At 71.0% G+C, this 21,963-nt stretch carries 21 protein-coding genes and 1 pseudogene; 13 read left to right on the top strand and 9 right to left on the bottom strand.

Annotated elements, in window-relative coordinates:
- The first annotated feature begins 57 nt into the window (after positions 1–57).
- Together ACFYXH_RS28610 and ACFYXH_RS28605 are read left to right on the top strand one after the other, a co-directional pair.
- Complete coding sequence (locus tag ACFYXH_RS28610) at positions 58–816, top strand: thioesterase II family protein (RefSeq protein WP_389568715.1); 759 nt, start codon at positions 58–60, stop codon at positions 814–816.
- 29 nt (positions 817–845) lie between these two features.
- Entirely contained in the window at positions 846–1,706 is an 861-nt protein-coding gene (locus ACFYXH_RS28605) for a BTAD domain-containing putative transcriptional regulator (protein WP_389568713.1), read from the top strand.
- 4 nt (positions 1,707–1,710) lie between these two features.
- On the opposite strand, the pseudogene fabI reads toward ACFYXH_RS28605, so the two are convergent.
- From fabI to ACFYXH_RS28565, 8 genes and pseudogenes are all read right to left on the bottom strand, one after another.
- Positions 1,711–2,482 (bottom strand): annotated as a pseudogene (gene fabI, locus ACFYXH_RS28600) (enoyl-ACP reductase FabI).
- Between the two features lie 5 nt (positions 2,483–2,487).
- Positions 2,488–3,624 (bottom strand): hypothetical protein, encoded by a 1,137-nt coding sequence (locus ACFYXH_RS28595; RefSeq protein WP_389568710.1) that lies wholly within the window; start codon positions 3,622–3,624, stop codon positions 2,488–2,490.
- Positions 3,621–5,045 (bottom strand): hypothetical protein, encoded by a 1,425-nt coding sequence (locus ACFYXH_RS28590; protein ID WP_389568708.1) that lies wholly within the window; start codon positions 5,043–5,045, stop codon positions 3,621–3,623. Before ACFYXH_RS28590 ends, ACFYXH_RS28595 begins: the two co-directional genes overlap by 4 nt.
- Complete coding sequence (locus ACFYXH_RS28585) at positions 5,042–6,451, bottom strand: DUF6002 family protein (protein WP_389568705.1); 1,410 nt, start codon at positions 6,449–6,451, stop codon at positions 5,042–5,044. The genes ACFYXH_RS28590 and ACFYXH_RS28585 overlap by 4 nt, the downstream gene beginning before the upstream one ends.
- A 67-nt stretch (positions 6,452–6,518) precedes the next feature.
- Positions 6,519–7,862, bottom strand: a complete 1,344-nt coding sequence (locus tag ACFYXH_RS28580) for a condensation domain-containing protein (protein ID WP_389568702.1) — start codon at positions 7,860–7,862, stop codon at positions 6,519–6,521.
- A 3-nt stretch (positions 7,863–7,865) separates the two neighbouring features.
- A complete protein-coding gene (locus ACFYXH_RS28575) occupies positions 7,866–9,140 on the bottom strand; it encodes an MFS transporter (RefSeq protein ID WP_389568699.1) in 1,275 nt (424 codons plus the stop codon).
- A gap of 78 nt (positions 9,141–9,218) precedes the next feature.
- Positions 9,219–10,586: a hypothetical protein gene (locus ACFYXH_RS28570; protein WP_389568696.1), complete on the bottom strand. Its 1,368-nt coding sequence runs from the start codon at positions 10,584–10,586 to the stop codon at positions 9,219–9,221.
- A 26-nt stretch (positions 10,587–10,612) separates the two neighbouring features.
- Entirely contained in the window at positions 10,613–10,768 is a 156-nt protein-coding gene (locus ACFYXH_RS28565) for a hypothetical protein (protein WP_389568693.1), read from the bottom strand.
- Between the two features lie 240 nt (positions 10,769–11,008).
- On the opposite strand from ACFYXH_RS28565, the gene ACFYXH_RS28560 reads away from it, so the two are divergent.
- The 11 genes from ACFYXH_RS28560 to ACFYXH_RS28510 are packed head-to-tail and all read left to right on the top strand — an operon-like array spanning position 11,009 to position 20,496.
- Entirely contained in the window at positions 11,009–12,262 is a 1,254-nt protein-coding gene (locus ACFYXH_RS28560) for an aldehyde dehydrogenase family protein (protein ID WP_389568690.1), read from the top strand.
- A complete protein-coding gene (locus ACFYXH_RS28555) occupies positions 12,259–12,858 on the top strand; it encodes a hypothetical protein (RefSeq protein WP_389568688.1) in 600 nt (199 codons plus the stop codon). The genes ACFYXH_RS28560 and ACFYXH_RS28555 overlap by 4 nt, the downstream gene beginning before the upstream one ends.
- Positions 12,855–14,552, top strand: coding sequence for a thiamine pyrophosphate-binding protein (locus ACFYXH_RS28550; RefSeq protein WP_389568685.1), 1,698 nt, complete (start codon positions 12,855–12,857; stop codon positions 14,550–14,552). Before ACFYXH_RS28555 ends, ACFYXH_RS28550 begins: the two co-directional genes overlap by 4 nt.
- Positions 14,549–15,931 carry a class I adenylate-forming enzyme family protein gene (locus ACFYXH_RS28545; RefSeq protein WP_389568682.1) on the top strand — a complete coding sequence of 461 codons (1,383 nt, stop codon included), beginning with the start codon at positions 14,549–14,551 and terminating at the stop codon, positions 15,929–15,931. The genes ACFYXH_RS28550 and ACFYXH_RS28545 overlap by 4 nt, the downstream gene beginning before the upstream one ends.
- A complete protein-coding gene (locus tag ACFYXH_RS28540; protein ID WP_389568679.1) occupies positions 15,931–17,124 on the top strand; it encodes a beta-ketoacyl synthase N-terminal-like domain-containing protein in 1,194 nt (397 codons plus the stop codon). Before ACFYXH_RS28545 ends, ACFYXH_RS28540 begins: the two co-directional genes overlap by 1 nt.
- Entirely contained in the window at positions 17,121–18,335 is a 1,215-nt protein-coding gene (locus ACFYXH_RS28535; RefSeq protein ID WP_389568676.1) for a hypothetical protein, read from the top strand. The genes ACFYXH_RS28540 and ACFYXH_RS28535 overlap by 4 nt, the downstream gene beginning before the upstream one ends.
- An 8-nt stretch (positions 18,336–18,343) precedes the next feature.
- Positions 18,344–18,652 carry a TcmI family type II polyketide cyclase gene (locus ACFYXH_RS28530; RefSeq protein WP_389568673.1) on the top strand — a complete coding sequence of 103 codons (309 nt, stop codon included), beginning with the start codon at positions 18,344–18,346 and terminating at the stop codon, positions 18,650–18,652.
- Positions 18,649–18,909 (top strand): acyl carrier protein, encoded by a 261-nt coding sequence (locus tag ACFYXH_RS28525; protein ID WP_327327155.1) that lies wholly within the window; start codon positions 18,649–18,651, stop codon positions 18,907–18,909. The genes ACFYXH_RS28530 and ACFYXH_RS28525 overlap by 4 nt, the downstream gene beginning before the upstream one ends.
- Complete coding sequence (locus ACFYXH_RS28520) at positions 18,906–19,661, top strand: SDR family NAD(P)-dependent oxidoreductase (protein WP_389568670.1); 756 nt, start codon at positions 18,906–18,908, stop codon at positions 19,659–19,661. Before ACFYXH_RS28525 ends, ACFYXH_RS28520 begins: the two co-directional genes overlap by 4 nt.
- Entirely contained in the window at positions 19,661–20,035 is a 375-nt protein-coding gene (locus tag ACFYXH_RS28515; RefSeq protein WP_389568667.1) for a SchA/CurD-like domain-containing protein, read from the top strand. Before ACFYXH_RS28520 ends, ACFYXH_RS28515 begins: the two co-directional genes overlap by 1 nt.
- Positions 20,036–20,040: 5 nt before the next feature.
- Complete coding sequence (locus tag ACFYXH_RS28510; RefSeq protein WP_389568665.1) at positions 20,041–20,496, top strand: DUF1772 domain-containing protein; 456 nt, start codon at positions 20,041–20,043, stop codon at positions 20,494–20,496.
- 38 nt (positions 20,497–20,534) lie between these two features.
- On the opposite strand, the gene ACFYXH_RS28505 is transcribed toward ACFYXH_RS28510, so the two are convergent.
- The gene (locus ACFYXH_RS28505) at positions 20,535–21,953 is read right to left on the bottom strand and encodes a multicopper oxidase family protein (RefSeq protein WP_389568663.1); all 1,419 of its coding nucleotides are present in this window, start codon (positions 21,951–21,953) and stop codon (positions 20,535–20,537) included.
- Positions 21,954–21,963: the final 10 nt, after the last annotated feature.

The following is a 21,963-nucleotide window of genomic DNA, read 5'->3' as shown; positions in this document are numbered from 1 at the left end:
GTGGTCGTGACGATCGGGACCCGCGTAGTCGAAACCGGTGCGGTGTGAGGAGGCGGCGTGAACCACTATCTCGCGGTGTCGCCCGGAATCTCGGAGTTGCCGGACCCGGCGCTCCGGCTGTTCTGCTTCCATCATGCGGGCGCCGGGGCTCTGACGTTCGCCCGCTGGCGTGCCCGTTTCCCGGCGGACGTGCAGGTCCTTCCCGTACGGCTGCCGGGCCGGGAGACCAGACTGCGGGAGCCGCGCATCACCGACTCCGGACAGCTGCTCGTCGAACTCGACACATATCTGGGCCCGTTGCTCGATGTGCCGCACGCCTTCTACGGGCACAGTCTCGGCGCCCTGGTCGCCTACCGGTTCGCACTCCACCGGGTCCGGGCCGGGCAGCGGCCGCCACTGCTGGTCGGCGTCGGCGCCTGTGCCGCGCCCCATCTGCCCACCCCGCTCGTCGAGCAGTCGGATCTGCCCGACGAGGGACTGCTGGCCGCGCTCGCGCGGTACGGCACCCTGCCGCCCTATCTTTTCGAGCGGCCCAAGTGGCTGAGCATCCTGCTCTCCACCATGCGTGACGATCTCCAGCTCGCACGGAGCCTGCGGGACGGGGCCGGCGAACGCCTGCCAAGCCCGCTGTATGCCTTCGCGGGTGCCGAAGACCTGGTCGCGACCGCTCCGGCGGTCGCCGCATGGAGCCGCTACACCAGCGCCGCCTTCGATCTGCGGACGGTCCCGGGCGGTCACTTCTTCGTCCGTGACGCCGAGCTGCCCACCTTGCTCGCGGCACAACTGCGCCATCTCGCACCACATCCGATCGCCTGAGCTTCAACGCCTCGAAGGGAGTAGCGGATATGGACATCAGCGTGCTGGGGCCCTGCCGGGTCATCCAGTCGGGAGTCTCTGTCGTCCCCACTGCAGTCAAACCACGCAAGGTCCTCGCCCTGCTCGCCATGCACCCGGACCAAGTGGTCTCGGTGGGCTCGCTGGTGGAGGAGCTGTGGGGCGAAGCCCCGCCACGCAGCGTCCAGACCACCTTGCAGACTTACATTCTTCAGCTACGCAACCTCATAGCCGCCGCACTCGGCGGGGCCCGCCGGCCCGAGCTGCCGAACGGCGCCAAGAGCATCCTCGTCACGGAGTCGGGCGGCTATCTGCTCGACACCCAGGGCGGCGTGGTCGATGTCTCCGAGTACGAACGGCTCGCCGGGACCGGGCATCGCGCCCTGGAGAGCGGCAACTGCCCGGTGGCGTCCGACTCCTTCCGCCGGGCACTCGCCCTGTGGCGCGGCCCCGCACTCGTCGACGTACAGTGCGGACCGCTGCTGGAGATCGAGGCGACCCGGCTCGAGGAGTCGCGCCTGAGCATCCTCAACCAGCGCATCGAGGCCGATCTGCGGCTCGGACGCCACCACGAACTCGTGGGTGAGCTGTCCGGACTCGCCGCCCAGCATCCGATGCACGAGGACACCCAGGGGCAGCTGATGCTCGCGCTGTACCGCTCCGGACGGCGCGGCAACGCGCTCGAGGTGTACCAGCGGCTGCGTTCGGTCCTCTCTCATGAGCTGGGCCTCGACCCGTCCCCCCGGCTCCAGCATCTGCAGCGCGCGATGCTGGAATCCTCACTCGACCTGGAGGTCTCGTCCGAGCCCGTCCGGGTGGGAGTGGGCGCGGGAGCCGGCGCAGGCATCGAGCGCGCCTTGCGGGCGCGCTGACAGCTCACGTCCCGGTGGCATGCAAGCCGCCGTCCACATGCACGATCTCCCCAGTGGTGCGGGGGAACCAGTCGGAGAGCAGCGCGACGCACGCCCGGGCCACCGGCTCCGGGTCGGACGAGTCCCAGCCGAGCGGGGCGCGCTTCGCCCACAGCGCCTCGAACGACTCGGCTCCGGGAATTCCCCGGGCCGCGAGCGTACGGACCGGGCCCGACGCCACCAGATTCACGGTGACGCCGGCCGGGCCGAGGTCCCGCGCCAGATAGCGGGCCGTCTCAAGGGCGGCCTTGGCGACGCCCATCCAGTCGTAGTCGGGCCAGGTCACGGACACGTCGAAGTCCAGCCCGACGACGGACGAGCCCTGGCCGAGCAGCGGAAGACAGGCCACGGTCAGTGACTGCAGCGAGTACGTGGAGATCTGCAATGCCTGCGCCACCTGCGGCCAGCCGGCGGTGAGGAAGCCGCCGCCCATCGCCTCCGCAGGGCGCGTACGCGATCGCGTGCAGCATGCCGTCGAGCCCGTCCACATGGCTGCGGAGCCGGTCCGGCACCGCTGCCAGATCGTCGGTGGACGTCACATCCAGCTCCACGACCGGGGCCGGAGCAGGCAGCCGCGTGGCCGTACGAGCGGTGTGGCCGGCTGTGGTCCCCGGAGCCGAGAGCACCACCGTGGCCCCCTCGGTCTGAGCGAGCGCGGCGGTGTGGAAGGCCGGCGAGAAGCGGTTGAGCACGCCCGTCACCAGAATCCGCCGGCCCTCCAGCAGCCCGTTCTCCATCCGCGTCACCCCTCATCGCCGTTCGCGGCACTCCGTGCGTACACGGCATCGGCCGGATCCTCCCGTCGCCGCAGCATCTGCGCCGCCTGCCACATCTGTGCCGCCGCCCGGGCGGTGTCCTTCGCGCGGAAGCCCTCGCACAACTGGGGCAGATGGGGCCGGAGCGCGTCCTGGACGGAGGGCGCGAACTGCACATCCCCGTCCGGGGCGATACGCACCCCCTCGGCGAAGGAGAGCCGTTCGTTGTAGGCGACGGCCTCGCTCAGCGTGAGACCGGCAGGCAGATCGAGTTCGACCCGCCGTCGCGAGACCCGCGCGGGATATCCGCCGGGCAGCCCCTGCGGTCCCGGCACGGCGGTGCGCAGTTCGGGGCCGCCGTGCAGCGCCGTGAGCAAGCGGGCCACCGTGTGCGCTGTGACCGGGTTGAGTGCCTGGCGCGGTACGCCGCGCTGCTGGGCCAGGAGGTGTCCGACACCGCCCAGTTCATGGTTGCCGAGCCAGACCCTGGCCTCGTCGTCCGGGTGATCGGGCCGGTGCAGATGGCGGTGGTGGGCCAGCACCCGCAGGCCCCGCCGGGCCGCCGGGCCGAGCGCCGTCTGCACCGAAGTGGTGATCAGCGTTCCGTTGCCCACCCCGCACACGACCGGAAGTCCGAGCCGGTACAGCAGCGGATTGACCGCGTCCGGATAGCAGGCGTTGACCAACTGGGCCTGGGAGTCCACCTGTTGGAGTGCGCGGCCGACGCGCAGGGCGACGGCCGCCTGGAGCGGCAGGGTCGCGGCGAAGCCGCAGCGGTCCAGCACCCTCGTCCAGGCGGACGGCGTACGGTCTCGCTCCCACGGCGAGTGCCACGAGGCGCACACAAGCACTGTGCCCGGCCCCACCGCCGCCAGCCGCTCCCTCAGAACCGCGTCGTCGGAGTCCAGCTCACCGGGGACGAACCGGCGCGGCACCCGGCAGAGTGCCGCCTCGGCGCGCGCCAGACAGCAGACCGAGGAGGCACGCCGGCTGTCGCGGCCAAGGACATGCACCTGGCCGGGGCCCTGCGCCGCGGGGGTGCGGGCCAGTGCCACACAGACGGCGCGGGCGAGCGAGCCCGTGCCGACGACGACGAGCGTTTGCGGGTTCTGTCGTCGGATCACCGGCCCTCCTCCTCGGTACCGGCGGCAGGGCGCGCGGTCGGACCGGCCCAGGTGAGCACGGCGTTCTCCGATGCGCCGGCCCCGCCGACGCTGATCACACCGCGGGATGCGGACCCACTGGCGCCGTCGGTGAGGAAGCGTGCCCAGCATCCGCCGGGCCGGTCGCCGAAGAGCATCGGGCTGAGGACGGGTGCGACCTGGGCGGTGAACGTGCTGGTGCCGTCGGTGAGTTCGAGAGCGCAGGTGGCGGGCTCGACGTACTCCTGGACGATGCTGTCGCCGGCGGCGAAGGCCGACTCGACCGCCTCTCGCCAGTCGGCGGGCTCGGTGTAGCGGCCGACGAGGACCTCGCGGCCCATCATGCCGATGGCCTTCTTGAGGACGAACCGTTCCCGCCGGACGAGCAGAAGCTCCAGGAGTTCATGTTCCTGCCCCTCCCAGCGGGTGCGCCCGGGGAGGGTGATACGGGTCCAGGGAAGATGCCGTTCGGCGAGTCGGCGTTCGGCGCGGGTCATCCAGGGGCGGCCCTCCGAGACCAGCGCGAGGGCCTTCTTGTTGGCGAGCAGCCCGCTGCTCTGCGGTGGCAGGAGAAGCAGCCCCGCGCGCTGGGCGTCATGCACAGGTCGCAGACTCTGACCGCGTTCGCGCCAGTCGGCCGGGGCGAAGTTGCGCAGGCCGAGTGGATAGCGCAGATTGCCGGGGCGGCCGAGTGCCTCGGGCAGCCGGTCGGGTTCGAGGAAGTCGGCGGTGAAGCCGCGGCGGCGGAACTGCTCCAGTTCGCGTTCCTGGAAGCGGATGTCGGCGTCGTCGCCCTCGAGATCGCCGAGACTTCCGATGATCGCGATCGCCCTGGGCAGCCGACGGCTCGCGCACACGTCCTCGAAGGCGCGCACCCTGGTGGCGAGCGGATCGTGTCCGAAGAAGCGTTCGCGATGCGTGTGCTGCCAGACCTCGGTCAGACCGTGGGACTCATTGGGGCCGCCGAAGGTGCCGCTGACGTTGAACTCCAGTAGCTGCGGACCGTTTTCGCCGATGACGATGTCCGGGCGGGCCATCATGGAGCAGTACGCGGTCTCGGTGTTGTCCTGCCCGGACAACAGCGGATAGTCGTGCGGATCCGCGCCGAGCGCCTCCGCACGGGCGGGCCATCCGGTACCGAGGGCGAGGACAGCCCGGCGTACCAGGGCCAGCAGCGTACGGGCGATGTCGAACAGCTCGTCGTAGGACTGCCGTGGCAGTACGAACGGCTGCGCCGGCACCCAAGGTCCCGGAAGCGACACGCTCAGCCCCGCCAGCTCCTCCCGCAGCAGCGCGGTCACCTCACTCGGCGACGCCGTCCGCAGAGCGGAAGGTGCGGGCCGCTCGTCGTCCAGGAACCACGGATGGGAGCCGCCCGTCCGCAGGGACGCGGTACCGGTCATGGCCGCCGCCCCCGGTGCGACAACGCGGGCCCCATGGCGCGGGCCACGACAGGATGCAGCTCGGCGGGGTGCTCCGCCCTGTGCAGCCGCTGGGCGGATATCGACGAGAAGTCCGTCTCCGCGTACGACCCCGAGCCGTGTACGAGCACTTCCGGCTCGGTCAGCAGCCCGCGGTCGACGGCCTCCATCACACCCGTGAAGGCCATGACGAGCGACCACTCGCGCAGCATGCGCGGATCGTGCGGGAGCTCGACCCCGGCCGGCCGCAGCATCTCGCGGATCTGGGGGTAGCGGGTCATGCACTCGTGCAGCGAGACGACGACGCCCCCGCCGCCGTTCGCCCGGATCAGCGGCGTCATCACCTGGCTGGTCATGGGCGTACGGGTGTAGAAGGTCGGGTCGATGACCTCGTCGGGATGGTGGGTGGTGCGCGGGAAGTGCGGGTCGGTGCTCTGGTGGTACAGCCCGGTGGCCGCCTCCAGGGTGTAGCGGGGCATCCGGTCGTGGGAGGGATCCCCGTGCAGCAGATCCAGGACCATGTCAGGGGTGTTGAGGTGCTGTACGAGGAAGTAGCGCGGAGGTACCCGCTCTTGGCCGCCACCGGTGAACGACATCCCGTAGTGGTGGCCGAGCAGACCGAAGGCGCTGGACACAGCGTGCGCGTGCAGGCGACCGCCGGCCGGCGGCGGGGGCAGTAGCTCCTCCTCCATCAGCGCTCTGACCGTGTCCGCGGCCTGGTAATTGGCGATGTCGAGGGTGTACCACAGGGCGCTGCCGTACCGGGTGCGCAGCATGTCCGCGTTCTCGTCGTAGTAGCTGCGGGCGAGCTCCTTGACTCCCGCGGGGTCCGGTCCCGGGTAGGTCACCACGGGGTTGCGGCGGCGCAGTTCGGGGTCGGAGCTGAGCGGCGAGTCCCACAGTTTGACGCGGGAACGCTCCGGCACGACGCTCACGATCCGCAGCTGGTCCCGGTCCGCGAGGCCGGCCCGGTGCGCGCGCAGCACGGCGTCGCGCAGCGCGGTGGCCTTGTTGCCGGACGAGGGGGTGAGAAGGGTGACGGGCTCGCCGGTACGCCGGATGTACGCCACGGCCCTGGCCACCATCAGCAGAGAACCGAAGGTCTTGGTGGTACGGGTACCGGGATTGCGGCGCAGATCCAGCAGTCGCATCCGGGTGCCGCAGTAGTCGGGAAGCCGTACAACGGCGGCCTCGGAGGCTTCGAGGTAGCGCAGCACCGCGCCGTCGAGCGGCGGCAGCTCGGCGCCGGGGGTGAAGTCGCCGGGCAGGGACCTGTGTTCATGCATGGCCCGGACAGCCCGGCCCACCGTCTCCCAGTACCGGGACAGGGCGGGGACCACTGCCGTATCGGCATGCTGAAACCGGTCGGTTGTCTCAGTGCTGTTCATGTCCGGCTGACTCCTGACTCTGCTGAGGAAGGAAGAAGAGGAAGAGGTGGGGGCGAGCGGCGCAGATTCATGTCCAGTGCTGTCGGAGCTTCCGGTACGCCTCGGCGAGCGGCCGGCCGGGCCGCTGGTCCGCGGCCCGCACCACGCCGAGAGCGGCGTCGAGGAACGGTGTGCCGTCCGGCAGAACACGCGGGTCGTGCTCGATACGGAAGATCAGCGGGGCGTCCATGTCCTGGACCAGCCGGACGCGCAGCGCGAAGCGCGCGGTCTGGTCCTCGGGCTCCATCTCCGCGGACAGTTCGGGCGGGCAGGGCAGGACGCGGAGCCCGGCGGCGGTCAGCCGGCCGAGCGGCGGAAGGAAGTTGAAGACGGCGATCCGGCTGTCCTCGGTGGCCGGTGTCTCCAGCTCCCGCAGCGACAGGCCGTGGAAGGGCGGCGCTGCGGCATTGGCGCGGACGAAGCCCGCCAGCCAGTCGCCGAGCAGACGTGGCTCCTGCTGTGGAGGGACGGTGACGGCATGCTCGGCGAGCGGGCCGGGGACATTGAGCCGGTCGCGCCGGTGGCGGCCGTTGCGGAAGTAGTTGAAGGGCACGAACAGCGGCTCGGCTTCGTCGCTCCAGGCGGAGAGGACCAGCTGGGTCGCCCCAAGCAGTAGCCGGTGGCGGTCGCTGCCCACCGCTTGCGCAAGCCGGTTGAGGACGGCGAGGTCCTCGTCGCCGAGGGCCAGCTGTGCGGCGGCGTCGGTGCTGTACGAGGTGACCTCGCTGTCCTTGGCACCGGGGAAGCGCGGCCGTCGGTGTCCGTCCGCCGCCCGGTCGAGCGCCCTCTGCCAGTACGCCCGGGCGGCCGTCCGCTCGGCGGATTCGCCGAACTGCCCGGCGAAGGCGTGGAACGAAGGGAACGACGCCGGCGCGTGGACGGTCTCTCCCGCCAATACTGCGTAGTGGTACAGCAGATGACGAATGATCAGTACCAGGGTCCGTCCGTCGGCGCATGAGTGGTCGAGGGCGATCAGCAGCAGATGCTCGTCGGGGCCGGTGCGGGCGAGCAGGAAGCGCGCGGCCGGATCGTCCTGGAGATGGAACGACGCCTCGGCGGCCTCCCGCAGCGAAGCCCGGATCACCTGGCGCGCCGGTCCCGGCTCGATCTCCTTCAGACGGGCCGGCGGGCGGCCCCGGTCCGGCACCCAGCACACCGTGCCGTCACCGCGAGCGCGCAGCCGCCCGCGCAGCACATCCACACCCTCCGTGGCCCGACGCACGGCACGGCCCAGCAATGCGGTGTCCAACGGGCCGCGCAGCAGCAGGAGTTCATGCACCGGCGGATAGCGGTGCACAACCGGATGGCCGTCGGCCCCGAACTGAGCGCGCAGCAGCATCTCCCGTTGCAGACCGTACGGTTCGGCGTCCATCGGCTATCGCTCCTCGGCTGTGACGGCAGCTGCGGGCTCCGGCTCCGGCTCACGTGCCCGGCCGCTCAGCAGGCCGGGCGCGAGCATCAGCGCGGGACCTGCCATGACGAACGCGATCAGCGCGGCCAGACCCAGCTCGCCGAAGCCCGCCAGCGCTCCCGAGACCCAGACGCCGAGCACCAGGAAGGCATCGCACAGCGGGACGAGAAGGGCGAAGTAGCGTCCGGTCATCCGGGCCGCGAGCCGGCTCTGCACCTCGGCGTAGAAGACCACCGTGCCGACTGCCTCGAAAGCCCCCGCCAGTACCAGAACGACGATCGCAGGCGCCGGATGGTCCAGCGCCGGAAGCGTCAGCCAGCAGACTCCCTCGACCACATTCACCGTCATATAGACAGCGCCCTGCCGGTAGCGGCCGAACGCGGCGGCGAGAAATCCTCCGAGCGAGGCCCCGAGACCTATTCCGGCGGAGAGATAACCGAACATCCCGGGAATGCCGGAGTAATGGTGGAGGGCATAGAGCGGGAGGAACAGTTTGCTGATTCCGAAGCCGAACATGTATGTGAAGGAGGTGAGCGTCATCACCGCCAGGAAGCGGTCCTTGGTGACGATCCGCGTCAATTCCCGCACATTGTCGACGAACATCCGGCGCAGGGTGACGGCCAGCAGTGCGGCCCGCCCCGGCGGCGCGGCCACGGCAGTCGCCCGCTCGTCCGGGGGCACGGGTGCGGGTGCGGGCATGCCGATCAGCAGCAGGGCCGCGATCAGGGCGAAGGCCGCGTCCGTGAAGAACAGCAGGGACAGCCCGAAGGGCACCAGCACACCGGCGACCGCGGGCCCGATCAGATTCGGCAGCCGCCCCGCCGACACCAGCAGCGCGTTGCCGCGCAGCTCGGACCCGGCGGGGACGGCCACGGTGCGCAGGGACATCCGGGCCGGCACCCCGAAGGCGTACGCGATGCCGGAGGCGACGGCCAGCACCTGGACCTGCCACAGCTCGCCCGCGGCCGGCAGCAGCGGGATCACCAGGGCGCCGCCCAGCGCGCCGCCCATCGCATACCGGCGTGGGTCCGCGCGGTCGACCAGATCTCCGACCACGGCCCCGAACAGCACATTCGGCAGCAGCTCCAGAGCGAGCGTGAGCGCCGCCTGGAGCCCTGACCCGTACTGCTTGAGCACCAGCAGGGGCAGTCCGACGGCCGTCATGGTGGCGCCGAGTCGCAGGGCGAACAGGGACAGGGCCAGTCGGAGCAGCGGCCAGTTCCGCAGTGACTCACGCATAGTGGCGCTCCTGTTGAACGATGCGGACGGCCGCTGCACGTTAGCGGGACGGTCTTGAGGACAACTGGAGGCGAAGCCTCAGCCCCAGGTGAGCACGGCGTTCTCGGAGGCCCCGTAGGCGCTGACACTCACCACTCCGCCTGCGTCGGGTTTCGGCGTCGCGTAGTAGCGTGCCCAGCATCCGCCGGGCCGGTCGCCGAAGAGCATCGGGCTGAGGACGGGTGCGACCTGGGCGGTGAACGTGCTGGTGCCGTCGGTGAGTTCGAGAGCGCAGGTGGCGGGCTCGACGTACTCCTGGACGATGCTGTCGCCGGCGGCGAAGGCCGACTCGACCGCTTGCCGCCAGTCGGCGGGCTCGGCGTGCCGGCCGACGAGGACCTCGCGGCCCGTCATGCCGATGGCCTTCTTCAGGACGAACCGCTCCTGCTGGGCCAGGAGCAGTGGTGGCAGCTCGTGTTCCTGACCGTGCCAGCGGGTGCGGCCGGGGAGGGTGATTCGGGTCCAGGGAAGATGCCGTTCGGCGAGTCGGCGTTCGGCGCGGGTCATCCAGGGGTGGCCCTCCGAGACCAGCGCGAGGGCCTTCTTGTTGGCGAGCAGACCGCTGCTCTGCGGCGGAAGCAGCAGCAGCCCGGAGCGCTGCGCGATCCGCACCGGATCGATGCCGATGCCGCTTTCTCTCCAGTCGGCCGGGGCGAAGTTGCGCAGTCCGAGTGGGTAGCGCAGGCTGCCGGGGCGGCCGAGCGCCTCCGGCAGCCGGCCGGGCTCGAAGAAGTCGGCGGTGAAGCCGCGGCGGCGGAACTGCTCCAGTTCGCGTTCCTGGAAGCGGATGTCGGCAGTGTCGAGCAGATCCCCGAGACTTCCGATGATCGCGATCGCCCTGGGCAGCCGGCGGCTCGCGCACACGTCCTCGAATGCCCGCACCCGGGTCTCCAGCGGGTCATATCCGAAGAAGAGTTCACGGTGGGTGTGCTGCCAGACCTCGGTCAGACCATGGGTCTCGTTCGGTCCCCCGAAGGTGCCGCTGACGTTGAACTCCAGTAGCTGCGGGCCGTTTTCGCCGATGACGATGTCCGGGCGGGCCATCATGGAGCAGTACGCGGTCTCGGTGTTGTCCTGCCCGGACAACAGCGGATAGTCGTCCGGATCCGCGCCGAGCGCCTCGATACGGCCCGGCCAGCCGCCGTCGAGGGCGAGGACCGCCCGGCGTACCAGAGCCAGCAGCGTACGGGCGATGTCGAACAGCTCCTCGTACGACTGCTGCGGCACCACGAACGGCTGCGCCGGCAGCGGGCCGTCGAGCGGCACACTCAGCCCCGCCAGCTCCCGGTGCAGCAGTTCATGCGTCTCGGCGGCGGACAGCCGCCGCAAGGACGCCGGATCAGGACGGTCGGTGTCCCGGAACCACGGGTGATCGGTGCCTCTCGGCGCGGACGCCGTGCTGGTCATGGCCCTCTCCTCACTCGCCGCTGCGCTCAGCGGACGAACTCGCCGCGCAGGGTGCCGGCGACCGGCTCCGCGAGGTCGGCCCTGGTGCCGGGGATGCGGTTCTCGCTGTCGACGAAGACGACCCTCTGCAGGCCGTAGAGTTCAACTCCGGGAAGCGCGGTGCGAGCGGGAATCGAGCGCATTTCTATTTCTTTCGAGAGTAATTCTCCGCCCCGCTCCTTCTCCTTCTTCCTTCTGGACACGTATTCCTTCTTCTGTTTATTCTGTCATTCATCGCTGCGCCGGGCTGAGTTCCGGGCTCTCGTGCGAAGAGCCGCAGGAAAGTTAGTCGGACGGTCTCGAGAACCACTGGAGACCCTCCGGCCGTCACCGGTTCCCGTCGGTCCCGCCCCGACATCCCTGTGCCGCGAGGAGACAGCTCGATGAGCCATCCGTCCATGCCCGTTCTGGAGTCGTTCACCCGCACCTGGCCCAACCTCGAAGCCGCGCACGAGAAGGCGATGAGGTCCGCCTCCGCCCTGTTGACCTGCCGCGCGGACCTGCTGTCGGTGCTGACGCGGGTCGCCACCTACAGCAGTGCCCGCGATGAACTACTGCGTTCTGTAGGGGCGTTGACCGGCGCGCCCTGGGAGCTGGCCCGCAACTGCCCGCCCCAGCTGTCGCGGCTCTCGGTGTTCCTGCCGTCGAACAACATCCTCTACTCGTACGCCCTGTTCGGCCTGATCCCCGCGCTCTACTGCGACGAGGTGATCATCCGTCCCTCGACGCGTATCCGGGACACCGCGTATGCCGTGCACAAGCTGATCAGCAGCCGTCTCGACCCGGATCTCGCCCAGCGCATCAAGATGGTCGACGTCTCCCAGCGGCAGTTCAAGCCGATCTGCTCGGGGTCCGACGCGGTGGTCTTCACCGGTCAGCCGTCCAACGCCCATGCCGTGATGAAGTCCGTCGGCGACCGGCCGCTGTTCCTCGTCATGGGCTCCGGGCCCAACCCCCTGATCGTCGGCCCGCGCACGGACCCGGGTGCCGCCTGCCGAGCCATCCTGCGCGCCCGGCTGTACAACTCCGGCCAGGACTGCCTGTGCCCGGATGTCATCTTCGTGCACCGGCTGCGGCTCGACGCGATCGTCGAGCAGCTGCGCGCCGAGCTGTCCGTACTCACGGTGGGCGCGCGCAGCTGGCCCGACACCGTACTGACCCCGCTGGTCTACGACGACGCCGCCGAAGGCGCGGCGGAGTTCCTCGCCGAGAACGCCGACCACGTGGTCAGCGGCGGCGAGGTGGACCTGGAGCGGATGCTGGTCGAACCCTCGCTGCTGGTGTTCCCGGAAGGCGTGGACTTCCACCCGCCGGAGCTCTTCTCGCCGGTCTTCTGCATCGTGCCGTACGAGGACCCGGAGATGCTCCGCGAGTGGGCCCGCAGCCCCGAGGAGCTGGAGCGGGGCATGTATGTCTCGGCGCTGGGCGAGCCCCGGCTGACGGGCGAGACCCTGGGCACCGGCGTCATCAGCCGCAACGCCACCACACTGGACGCGGAGGACGGCAACCAGCCGTTCGGCGGCTACGGCGTGCACGCCAGCAGCATCCGGCGCGACGGGCGGCTGATCGGCCGGCCGCTGCTGCTGTCGGCGGAGGCAGGCCTGCGGCAGTCCGTCATCACCGGACCGCTGCGGTGAGCGTCGCGACCCAGGTGTACGGCACCTACACGGGCGCGCAGGCGGGGTTTGCGCGGACGCTGGTGGCGGGCGCGGGGAGGCCGGGACCGGGGACCGTACAACTCGTCACGCGTGTCCTTGCCGCTCTGGTGGCCGAGTCGGATCCGCCGCCGCGCGCTGCGCCCATCGTGCTCGCCGCGACCGACCACTGCCTGCGTGCCGTCGCCGAATATGTGACGAAGTGCGAGGACACCGCACGGCGGCTGCGGCCCTCGGTGTCCCTGGCGCTCGAACCCTCGCTGCTGCTGGGCCGGTTCACCGTCGACCAGGGGTGGGCCGCGCCGTGCTACGCCCTGGTGACGCCCGGCGGGGCGGGCGCGGGCGCGCTGCGCTGGGCGACGGCCGCCGTGCGCAGCGGCAGCGTGCCCGCCGCGGTGGTCTGCGAGGTGGTCCACGGTCAACTCGCTGGCCAGGAAAGCGTGGTGGCGGTCGCCGGGCTCATCGGGCGGAGCGGCGCGGCCACGACCGGCGTATGCACCCTCGCCGAAAACCTCGACGTCAACGCCCTCGACAGCGTGCTGCTGCGCGCCGCACGGGGCGAGGGGGCAGGGGCATGAGCGGCATCCCCTCCGCCTGGCAGCAGGCGGCCGACTGCCTCGCCGACGCGGGCTGCGAGACCGTCTTCGGACTGCCCACCGACGAACCGGGACTGCTGGACGCGGCCGACGCGCACCCCAAGCTGCGCGCCGTAGGGGTACGTGCCCACCGCGCCGGAGCCTGCATGGCGATCGGCCATGCCGTGGTCACCGGCCGGCCCGTGGTGCTGGCCCTCGGCGCGGGACCGCCGTTCGGCGACGCCGTCACCGCCTTGGTCGAAGCCGACTCACTGTGCGCGCCGGTGGTCGTGGTGACCACGCGCATCCCCGCCGAGGGGCTGGGCCGCGGCGGCTTCCAGGACGTCGACCAGGCGGCCCTGGCCGCCGCGTTCACCACGACGTATCTGCGGGTCCAGGACCCGGGGACGCTGGCCTGGGCGCTGCGCAGAGCCGTCCATATGTCGGTCAATGGGCGGCCCGGGGTGAGCGTCGTCGAGGTCGGCCACGAAGTGACCGAGGCCGCGATCCCCGCCGATGTGCCGCCGGGCAACGGGCCCGTACGGCGGCTGCGCTCCGTACCGGAGGAGGCCGAACTGCGGCGCGCCGCCGGGATTCTGGCCGTGGCCGAACGCCCGCTGCTGCTCCTCGGCGGCGGCGCCCGCGCGGCGGCGGCGGGACCCGCTGCCCTCGCGCTGGCCGAGCGCTGGGGAGCGCCGGTGATGACGACCGCGGCGGGCCGCTCCACCGTCCCCGAGGACCACCCGCTGGTCTGCGGCTCGGTCGGTCTGTACGCGACGCCGCCGCTGGAGACCGTCCAGTGCGGCGCGGACACGGTGCTCGCCGTGGGCAGCCGGCTCGAGGAGACCGCCCGCATGGGCTGGGACACCCTGGAGTCGGTCCGGCTGGTGCAGATCGACAGCGACCCGGCGGCGTTCGGCGCGGGCGTGGTGGAGCCCGCCGCCGCGCTGCTCGGAGACGGGGCCGCCACCGTGGCGCTGCTCGCCGGGCTGCTGCCGCAGCGCACCCGGGAACGGGAGGAGTGGCTTCAGACCGCGGCACACGCCCGCCGAACGGCACAGCTGAGCTGGTCCGCCGACGGCGACCGGGCCGACTCGCCCGCCCGTACCGCGCTGCACGCCCTCGCCGAGATCTTCCCGGAAGCCACCACCGTCCACGACAACGGCATGAACGACATCTGGTCGTACCACTGGCCGGTCCACCGGGTCGGGCCGCATGCCCGGACCGTGGTACCCGGCGAGCAGACGATGCTCGGCTTCGGCACCGCCGCCGCGCCGGGAGTCGCTCTTGCCGCAGCGGGCCGCCCGACCGTCGTGGTGTGCGGCGACGGAGGGGCCGAGATGGGCCTGGACGCCCTGCCCACCGCGGCCGAACTCGGCCTCGGCCTCGTCCTGGTCGTATTCGACAACCAGGGCTACGGCTGGCCCCGGCTGCTGCGCCACGAACTGGACGCGCCCACGGGGCTGACCCGGTTCGCCAGACCACTGCCCGTCGACGACGTGGTACGCGGCCTAGGCGGGCAGGTCGAGTCGCCGGACGGCGCAGACGCCATCCCCGCCGCGCTCCGCCGGGCCCGGGCTGCCGCCGCGTCGGGGTGTATCGCCCTCGTACGTATCAAGGTGCCCGACGACGATGTGCCGCCCGGCGTCAGGCGGCTGTTCCTGACCGGCGGAGAAGGCGCGGGAGACCTGATATGAACGCAGCTCCGGGTTCCCTTGTCATCGACGGGGACCTCATCACCCCCACCGCGCTGGCCACCGCGGTCGAGCGGACCGCCAAGGCCCTGAGCCGTGAACTCGGGCCCGCGACCGGCCGCCCGCCCCTGGCCGTGGGAGTCGACGCGACGACCGGCCCCGCCGTGATCGTCACGGCGCTCGCCGCCGAGCGGCTGCACGTGCCCCTCTTCCTGCGCGGCCACTCGGCCGCCGTACAGCATTGGCCACCGCAGGTCGTTGCCGTCGCAGCCCCGAACGCGGGTGAGCTCGCCCCCGTCGTCACGGCGACGCCCCGCCGGCCCCTGGAACCACCGGCCCCCGGCACCGGCGCGGTGTTCTGGACCTCCGGCAGTTCGGGCACCGCCAAAGCGGTCGCCCTGTCCCGGTCCGCACTCGACTACCAGGCCGAGGCCACCGCCCGCCATCTCGGCATCGACGACGGCGACGACGCGCTGCTGCTGCCGCTGCCGCTCAACCACGCCTACGGATTCAGTGTGTTCGGCATCTGGCGCCGGTTCGGCGGTGAGCTCAATCTGCACACCGTGCTGCGTCCGGAGGCGGTCGCCGCCGATGTGAAAGGCCGCCGTACGACCTCGCTGGACGGTGTGCCCTTCCTCTACACGCTGCTCGCCAAGGCCGCCGAGTCCGACCCCGTACTGCGCGCAGGGCTAAGGGCGCTGACCGTACGGGGCTGCGGTGGCGCCGTCCTGCCCGCCACCGTCGCCGCGCACTTCCTCGACGTCGTCGGAGCACCCGTGCACGACGGCTACGGACTCACCGAGGCGGGCCCCAACGTGGCTCTGTCCTCGGCCGCGCACTCCCGTACGGGCACGGTCGGCAGGCCCCTGCCCGGCACCGACGTACGTATCGCCCCCGACACCGGCGAAGTCCTGGTACGCGGACCAGGACTGATGACCGGGTATCTCGGCCGCCCGGACGCGACCGGGGACGCGCTGTCCGGTGACGGCTGGCTGCGCACCGGGGACACCGGCGCGCTCGACCCGGACGGCTACCTCAGCGTGCTGGGCCGGCTCAAGGACATCATCATCGTGCTCGGCGAGAACCACGCACCGGCCACCATCGAGGACGTACTGCGCGCGGACGAGGCGGTCGCCGACGCCGTGGTGGTCGGAGTGCCCACGCAGAAAGCCCACGGCGACTCGGTGTTCGCCTTCGTCGAGGCGGCCGACCCCGGGCGTCCGCCGAGCGAACGGGCGCTGCGCACCCGCTGTTATCAGGGTCTGCCGCCGCTGCTGAGGCCCCGCGTCATCCAGGTCGGCGCCCTGCCGAGGCTGCCCGGCGGCAAGGCCGACCGGCAGCGGCTGCGCCGGCTTGCAGCCACTTCGGGAGGAGCGCGCTGATGGCCCCACGAACCACACCCGACACTGTCATCACCGGCATGGGCCTGATCACCGCCTACGGCGACGGCACCGGCGCCTACTGGAGCGGACTGCTGGCCGGATCCCGGGCGCTGCGCCCGCACGCCGCCCTGGCCGCCGCGGGTTTCGAGCGCAATGTGACCGCGCCGGTCGCCATGGCGGACGGCGCGGCGAGCGGCGAGCGGCGTGGCTCCCGCCGCAGCGTCCTGGCCCGGGTCGCCACCGGCCAGGCGATGCGCGAGGCCGCTCTGGCCGAACTCGGCCCCGGCACCCTGGTGGTGACGGTCGGTCAGGCGCCGCAGGCCGACGACGCGAGGGAAGGCGCGCGGGAAGGCGCGGCGCCACGCTGGGGACGGGACGAGCTTGCCGGCCCCTCGCCCGCAGACCTGCCCGGCATCTCCCCGCGCGCCGAGACCGTCTATCTCTCCCAGGCCTGTGCCTCCGTCTCCTTCGCCCTCGACTACGCGCGCACCTGGCTGCGCTCCGGCTGCGGCACGACCGCGCTCGTCGTCGGCACCTGCGTACTCAACGCCTACGAATACGCGGGCATGGCCATCACCGGGGCGCTCAGCCCCACCGGCGCCCGCCCCTTCGACACCGCCCGCGACGGCACCAGCCTCGGCGAAGGCGCCGGAGCGCTCCTGCTGGAGACCGCGGCGGCCGCCGATCGGCGCGGAGTGCGACCACAGGCCGTTCTCGCCGGCGCCGCCGCCCGGGTGAACGGCCGCAGCCCGGCCGCCTCGGACGAGGAAGCCATCAGCGACTGCGTCCGTGCAGCCCTGGACGACGCCGGACTCGACCGCGTCGGCTACATCCACGCCCACGCCACCGGAACCGTCCAGGGCGACACCGTAGAACTGGCCGCGCTGGAGGCCGTGGGCGCTCCACGCGGTTGGGAGGCCGTTCCCGTCAGCGGCCACAAGGGCGGCATCGGCCACCTCATGCACGCCTCGTCCGCCCCCGGAATCGCCGCTGCCCTGGGCTATCTGCGCACCGGCACGGCCCCCGGCACGCCCGGCCTCGACACCCCGGAAGTGGCCGGCCGGTCGCTATGCCTGCTGACCACGCCCCGTGAGCTGCCCGGCGCGCCCCGAAGCTGCCTCGTCAACAGCTTCGGTTTCGCCGGAAACAACTCCTCCCTCGTCCTGACCGCACCGGATGGGAGCACCCGATGATCCGCACGCTGCGCGCCCGGGCCGACTACGGCTGGCGGCACAGCGCCGAGCCCGCCGTGGCCCAGCTGCGGCGGCTGTACGAAGGCGAGTTGCGCGCCGCCCTGCCCCGCAGGTCCGTGCACACCCACGGCGCGGGCGGCGGACCCAGCGTCTCGTACACCGGCCCGCAGGAGATCGGCAAAGGGCTGCTTGCCCAGATCGAGTGCCACAGCGGCAGCCCCGGCTCCCCGGCCGCCGCCGGACCCGAGCTGGTCATGGTCACCGCATCGGCCCGCCGGCTGGCCGCACTGCCCGGCGACCGCTCGCTGCTGCTGCCGGCCCGCGTCCACCAGATCGTGCCGATCCGGGGCGACCTGGCAACCGTGCTGGCCGGCCGCAGCCGCCGGAATCTGGACAGATTCCGGCGCAACCAGCGCGTGGGAGGCTGGAGTTGGGAACACGCCGGAACCCAGGAAGACCTCGACTTCTTCCACCAGCGGATGCTGCTGCCGACCGTGCGCGACCGGTACGGCCCCTACGCCGTCAGCGAGGACCCGACCGTGATGCGGGAGTGCCTGCTGCGCCAGGGCCATCTCTTCTTCGTACGGGCCGGCGGCCCCGGCGGAGAGCGCATCGCGGGAGCACTGTGCCGCTGGGACGCACGACGGCGCACCCTGCGCTTCCGGCTCACCGGAGTGCTCGACGCCGACCCCGAGCTGCGCAGGGCGGGCGCCCTCATCGCCGCCGAGTACTTCGTCTTCGACTGGGCGTGGCGGCACGGCGTCGCCGCGGTCGACCTCTCCGGCGGCGCTCCGTTCCTGTCCCGCCCGATCGTCCAGTACAAGATGCGGCTGAACGCCGAGATCGTGCCCGCGCCCACCCCCGTACGCCATCTCGGGACGTGGTTGCACATCGCGCGGGACAGTGCGGGAGTACGCGATTTCCTGGTGGCCAACCCTCTGCTCGCCACTGTGCCCGGTGGCGGTCTTGAAGCCGTCTACTTCCACGACCGGACGCGGCCCGTGCGGGATGATGTGGCGTGGCGCAGCGCGGGCGTCGACCGGTTCCGCGCCGTGGACCTCGATGAATTCCTTTCCCCGCGGGCGAAGTTGGACGACGGGTCAAGCGGTGCTCCAGCGCTGCCTGTCACGGTTCTGGAAGGCCCGCCAACCGCAGGGCTTCCCAGCACATTCCACGAAGGAGGCCGACGGTGGCACATCGGACGCTCATAGTGGCTCGGATGGAGCCGGGCAAAGCCGGCGACATCGCCAAGATCTTCGAGGAGTCGGACTCGAGCGAGCTGCCCCACATGATCGGTGTGGCGAGGCGGTCGCTGTTCACCTTCCACGACCTCTACTTCCATCTCGTCGAGGCCGACAACGACATCAGCCCCCGTCTCTACCAGGCCCGCAGCCATCCCCTCTACGACGACATCAACACCCGGCTCGCCGAGTGTGTCTCGCCGTACGACCCGAACTGGCAGGAGCCCAAGGACGCGATGGCGCAGCCCTTCTACGTGTGGACCAAAGAAGGAGGAAGGATCCAGTGAGCGAGTTCACCCTGGCGGAGCTTGCCGGCAAGCTCCGCGAATGCGCCGGAGAGTCCGAGGGAATCGACCTCGACAGCGACGCGGTGCTGGACGTTCCCTTCATCGACCTCGGCTACGACTCGCTGGCGCTGCTCCAGGTGACCGGAGTCATCAAGCGCGAGCGCGGAGTCGAGCTCTCCGACGACGCCGTGGTGGAGGCAGAGACACCACGCATCCTGCTCAAGATGATCAACGTCAATCTTCCTGAGGCGGCATGAGCACCGAAGATGCCATCACTTCGGGTCTGGCCGGAAAGCGAGTGCTCATCACCGGGGGCACTCGCGGCATCGGACGGGCGACGGCTCTTGCCTTCGCCCGTGCCGGGGCACAGGTGGTGGCGGGACACAGCAGGGACGGCGAGGCCGCCGAGTCGCTCGTGCGGGAACTGGGCGAGTTCGGCGCCGGTCATCTGACCGTACGCGCCGACGTCACCAACGCTGACGGAGCCCGAGAGCTCGCCGAGGCCTGCGAGGAGCAGCTCGGCGGGCTCGACGTCCTGGTGAACAACGTCGGCATCGACGGCCACGCCAAGTTCGGCGATCTGGAAGCGGCGGAGTGGCAAAGGCTGTTCGACCACAATGTCACCTCCGCCTATCTGGTCACCCAGGCCGTGCTCGATCAGCTCACCGAGGGCGCGTCCATCGTCAACATCGGCTCGTCGGTCGCCCTGCGCGGCCGGCCGTTCAGCGCCCACTACTCCGCGTCCAAGGCGGCCCTCGTCGGCTTCGGGCGGGCGCTGTGCAAGGAGCTCGGGCCGCGCGGCATCCGCGTCAACACCGTGGCCCCGGGTGTGACCGAGGCCGAGACCGGAGGAGATCTGCCGCCGCAACTGCGGGAGCGGATCGCCTCGATGACCGCTCTGGGCCGTCTTGGCCGGCCCGAGGACGTGGCCGGGGCGGTGCTTTTCCTGGCGGGCGACGCCTCCCGCTATGTCACCGGTGCCACGATCACCGTCGATGGAGGAATCTGATGCCGTACGCAGCGATCACCTACCGGGTCAAGCCCGGGCACGAGGACGAGATCGCGGAGATCTTCGCCCATTTCACCCGGGTCGACACCCCCGACTACCAGGGCGAGGACGGCGCGGGACGGCTCCTGGGCACCGGAGTGTTCATCAAGGACGACGTGATGGTGCGCGTCATCCACTACGAGGGCGACTTCGCCGCCATCGGCCGCCATATGGCCACCCAGAAGGGCGTGCACATCCTGGAGGAGAAGCTCCAGCCGTATCTGGCCGAGGAGCGTGACACCTCCTCGCCGGCCGGCTTCGCGGCGTACTTCCGCAACGCCACGATGCGGTCCATCGCGCAGCTCAGCGTCGACTCCCACCCGGCACAGGCCTGAGTGCCATGACCGAGGTGCTGGGGATAGCTGTTCTCCTCGGCAGCGGTGTCACCGCGGGGGTGCTCTTCGCCGTGGCGCTGAGCGTGCTCCCGGCACTCTTCGCCATGGAGACGGGCACCTATGTGTACGCGCACAAACTGCTGGGCCGCAACTGGGACCCGACCATGCCGGTCGTCGTCCTCACCTCCACGCTGCTGACCGCGGCGCTCGCCGTCATGGCCGACGACGGCGCAGCCCAGGTCCTGTTCACCGCCGCCGCGGTCCTGCTGCTGGGGGTCTCCGCCGTCTCGCACCTGTGCAACGTGCCGATCAACCGCAGGGTGAAAGCCGTCGAGAACCCGGACGAGCTACCGGCCGACTGGCAGGACCCGCGCCCGCTGTGGCGCCGCTGGCACCTGCTGCGCACTCTGCTCGCCGTCATCGCGCTCGCGCTCAATGCCGCGGCGGTCACCGTGATCTGACACGGTGACCGCCGCGGCGGTTCTGCCGGTACGTACGCTCAGCGCACCATCTCCATCTGGCCCATCATGCCCATCGTCAGATGGCCCATCAGATGGCAGTGGAACATGAACATCCCGGTGTACTCGGTGAACTTGATCTTTATCCGGGCACTCTCGCCGGGCATCACCGAGACGGTGTCCTTCAGCCCCGCCTCGCTCGGCCCGGCCGGCTTGCCATTGCGCTCCACGACCTGGAAATGGTCCAGATGCGGGTGCAGGGAGTGCGGGATGGTGAACGCCACGTCCTTGTTCTCGATCGTCCATATCTCGGTGGTGCCGAGCTTGGGACGGAAGTCGACGCGGTTGACGTCGAACGGCTTGCCGTTGATGAGGTGCTGTTGGCTCTGCGGGTCGAAGGACATGGCGAACTGCCGCTCCACCGTCGGCGTACCGAGGTCCGCCACCGGCCGGAGCCGGCCCGGCACACTGCTCGGGTCGTCCGCGCCGCGCACCACGTCGAAGCGCATCACCTCGGGGGCCTCGCCGGGATACGTCATCATCGTCTGCAGCACGATCTTCGAACCGACCGGGTACTTGGAGAAGTCGACGACGATCTCCTGCCGTTCGGCCGGCCACAGCTGCAGGATCCGGCTCGGCACCGGCGCGGGCAGCAGACCGCCGTCCGTGGCGATGTGCGTGAACTCGTCACCCTCGCCGAGCCGCAGCACGAAGGCCCGCTCGTTGGACGTGTTGACCAGGCGGAAGCGGTACTTGCGGGCGGCCACCCGGAAGTAGGGCCTGGGCGAGCCGTTCACCAGAAATGTCGGCCGCTCCTGGAAGCCGTGCAGGTCGTACACGAGCGTGCCGTTGTCCTCGATCTTGGCATCACGCAGCTGCAGCGTGACGTCGTACTGCCCCTTGGGAAGCGGCAGCCGGTCCTCTTCGGGGTCGGTGAGCACATAGGTGGCGGCGGCACCGCGGTAGATGTTCTCCGCATGGGCGTGGTGCGAGTGGTCGTGCACCCACATCGTCGAGGCCAGTTGGGTGTTGGGGTAGTGGAACAGCCGGCTCTTGCCGGGAGCCACCTCGTTCCTGGGGTGGCCGTCGGAGTGCGCCGGGACGTGCCCACCGTGCAGATGCATCGAGAACGGCACGTTCAGGGCATTGGCCTGCTCGATGACCACCGGCCGCCCGCGCCGCGCCACGATCAGCGGGTTCAGCGCGCCGTTGAACGTACGGACCGTGGAGGTCGTCCCGGGAAGGATCTCCACATCCGCTTCCCGTGTCGTCAGCCGGTACAGGTCGTAATCGGCAAGCCGGACCGGCCTCAGCGGCGGCGACACCTTCAGCGGCACGGTGAACGGGGTGGTGGCGTCCACGGTGCGCTTGGGCTGCGCCCCGAGAACGAGACCGGCGGGTACGGCGGCCAGAACACCGGCCGCCGCCCCCGCCTTGAGCAGACTTCTGCGGTTCAGCACGGAATCTCCC

The organism is Streptomyces sp. NPDC002730 (genome assembly GCF_042888805.1).
Lineage (GTDB): Bacteria > Actinomycetota > Actinomycetes > Streptomycetales > Streptomycetaceae > Streptomyces.
The sequence above is the reverse complement of the archived record's forward strand: the minus strand, read 5'-3'. Positions and strand labels throughout refer to the sequence as shown.

Coding starts and splice junctions, on each gene's coding strand:
- ACFYXH_RS28605 (WP_389568713.1), top strand. CDS start 846: ATGGACATCAGCGTGCTGGGGCCCTGCCGGGTCATCCAGTCGGGAGTC.
- ACFYXH_RS28590 (WP_389568708.1), bottom strand. CDS start 5,045: ATGACCGGTACCGCGTCCCTGCGGACGGGCGGCTCCCATCCGTGGTTC.
- ACFYXH_RS28585 (WP_389568705.1), bottom strand. CDS start 6,451: ATGAACAGCACTGAGACAACCGACCGGTTTCAGCATGCCGATACGGCA.
- ACFYXH_RS28580 (WP_389568702.1), bottom strand. CDS start 7,862: ATGGACGCCGAACCGTACGGTCTGCAACGGGAGATGCTGCTGCGCGCT.
- ACFYXH_RS28575 (WP_389568699.1), bottom strand. CDS start 9,140: ATGCGTGAGTCACTGCGGAACTGGCCGCTGCTCCGACTGGCCCTGTCC.
- ACFYXH_RS28570 (WP_389568696.1), bottom strand. CDS start 10,586: ATGACCAGCACGGCGTCCGCGCCGAGAGGCACCGATCACCCGTGGTTC.
- ACFYXH_RS28565 (WP_389568693.1), bottom strand. CDS start 10,768: ATGCGCTCGATTCCCGCTCGCACCGCGCTTCCCGGAGTTGAACTCTAC.
- ACFYXH_RS28560 (WP_389568690.1), top strand. CDS start 11,009: ATGAGCCATCCGTCCATGCCCGTTCTGGAGTCGTTCACCCGCACCTGG.
- ACFYXH_RS28550 (WP_389568685.1), top strand. CDS start 12,855: ATGAGCGGCATCCCCTCCGCCTGGCAGCAGGCGGCCGACTGCCTCGCC.
- ACFYXH_RS28545 (WP_389568682.1), top strand. CDS start 14,549: ATGAACGCAGCTCCGGGTTCCCTTGTCATCGACGGGGACCTCATCACC.
- ACFYXH_RS28540 (WP_389568679.1), top strand. CDS start 15,931: ATGGCCCCACGAACCACACCCGACACTGTCATCACCGGCATGGGCCTG.
- ACFYXH_RS28535 (WP_389568676.1), top strand. CDS start 17,121: ATGATCCGCACGCTGCGCGCCCGGGCCGACTACGGCTGGCGGCACAGC.
- ACFYXH_RS28530 (WP_389568673.1), top strand. CDS start 18,344: ATGGAGCCGGGCAAAGCCGGCGACATCGCCAAGATCTTCGAGGAGTCG.
- ACFYXH_RS28520 (WP_389568670.1), top strand. CDS start 18,906: ATGAGCACCGAAGATGCCATCACTTCGGGTCTGGCCGGAAAGCGAGTG.
- ACFYXH_RS28515 (WP_389568667.1), top strand. CDS start 19,661: ATGCCGTACGCAGCGATCACCTACCGGGTCAAGCCCGGGCACGAGGAC.
- ACFYXH_RS28510 (WP_389568665.1), top strand. CDS start 20,041: ATGACCGAGGTGCTGGGGATAGCTGTTCTCCTCGGCAGCGGTGTCACC.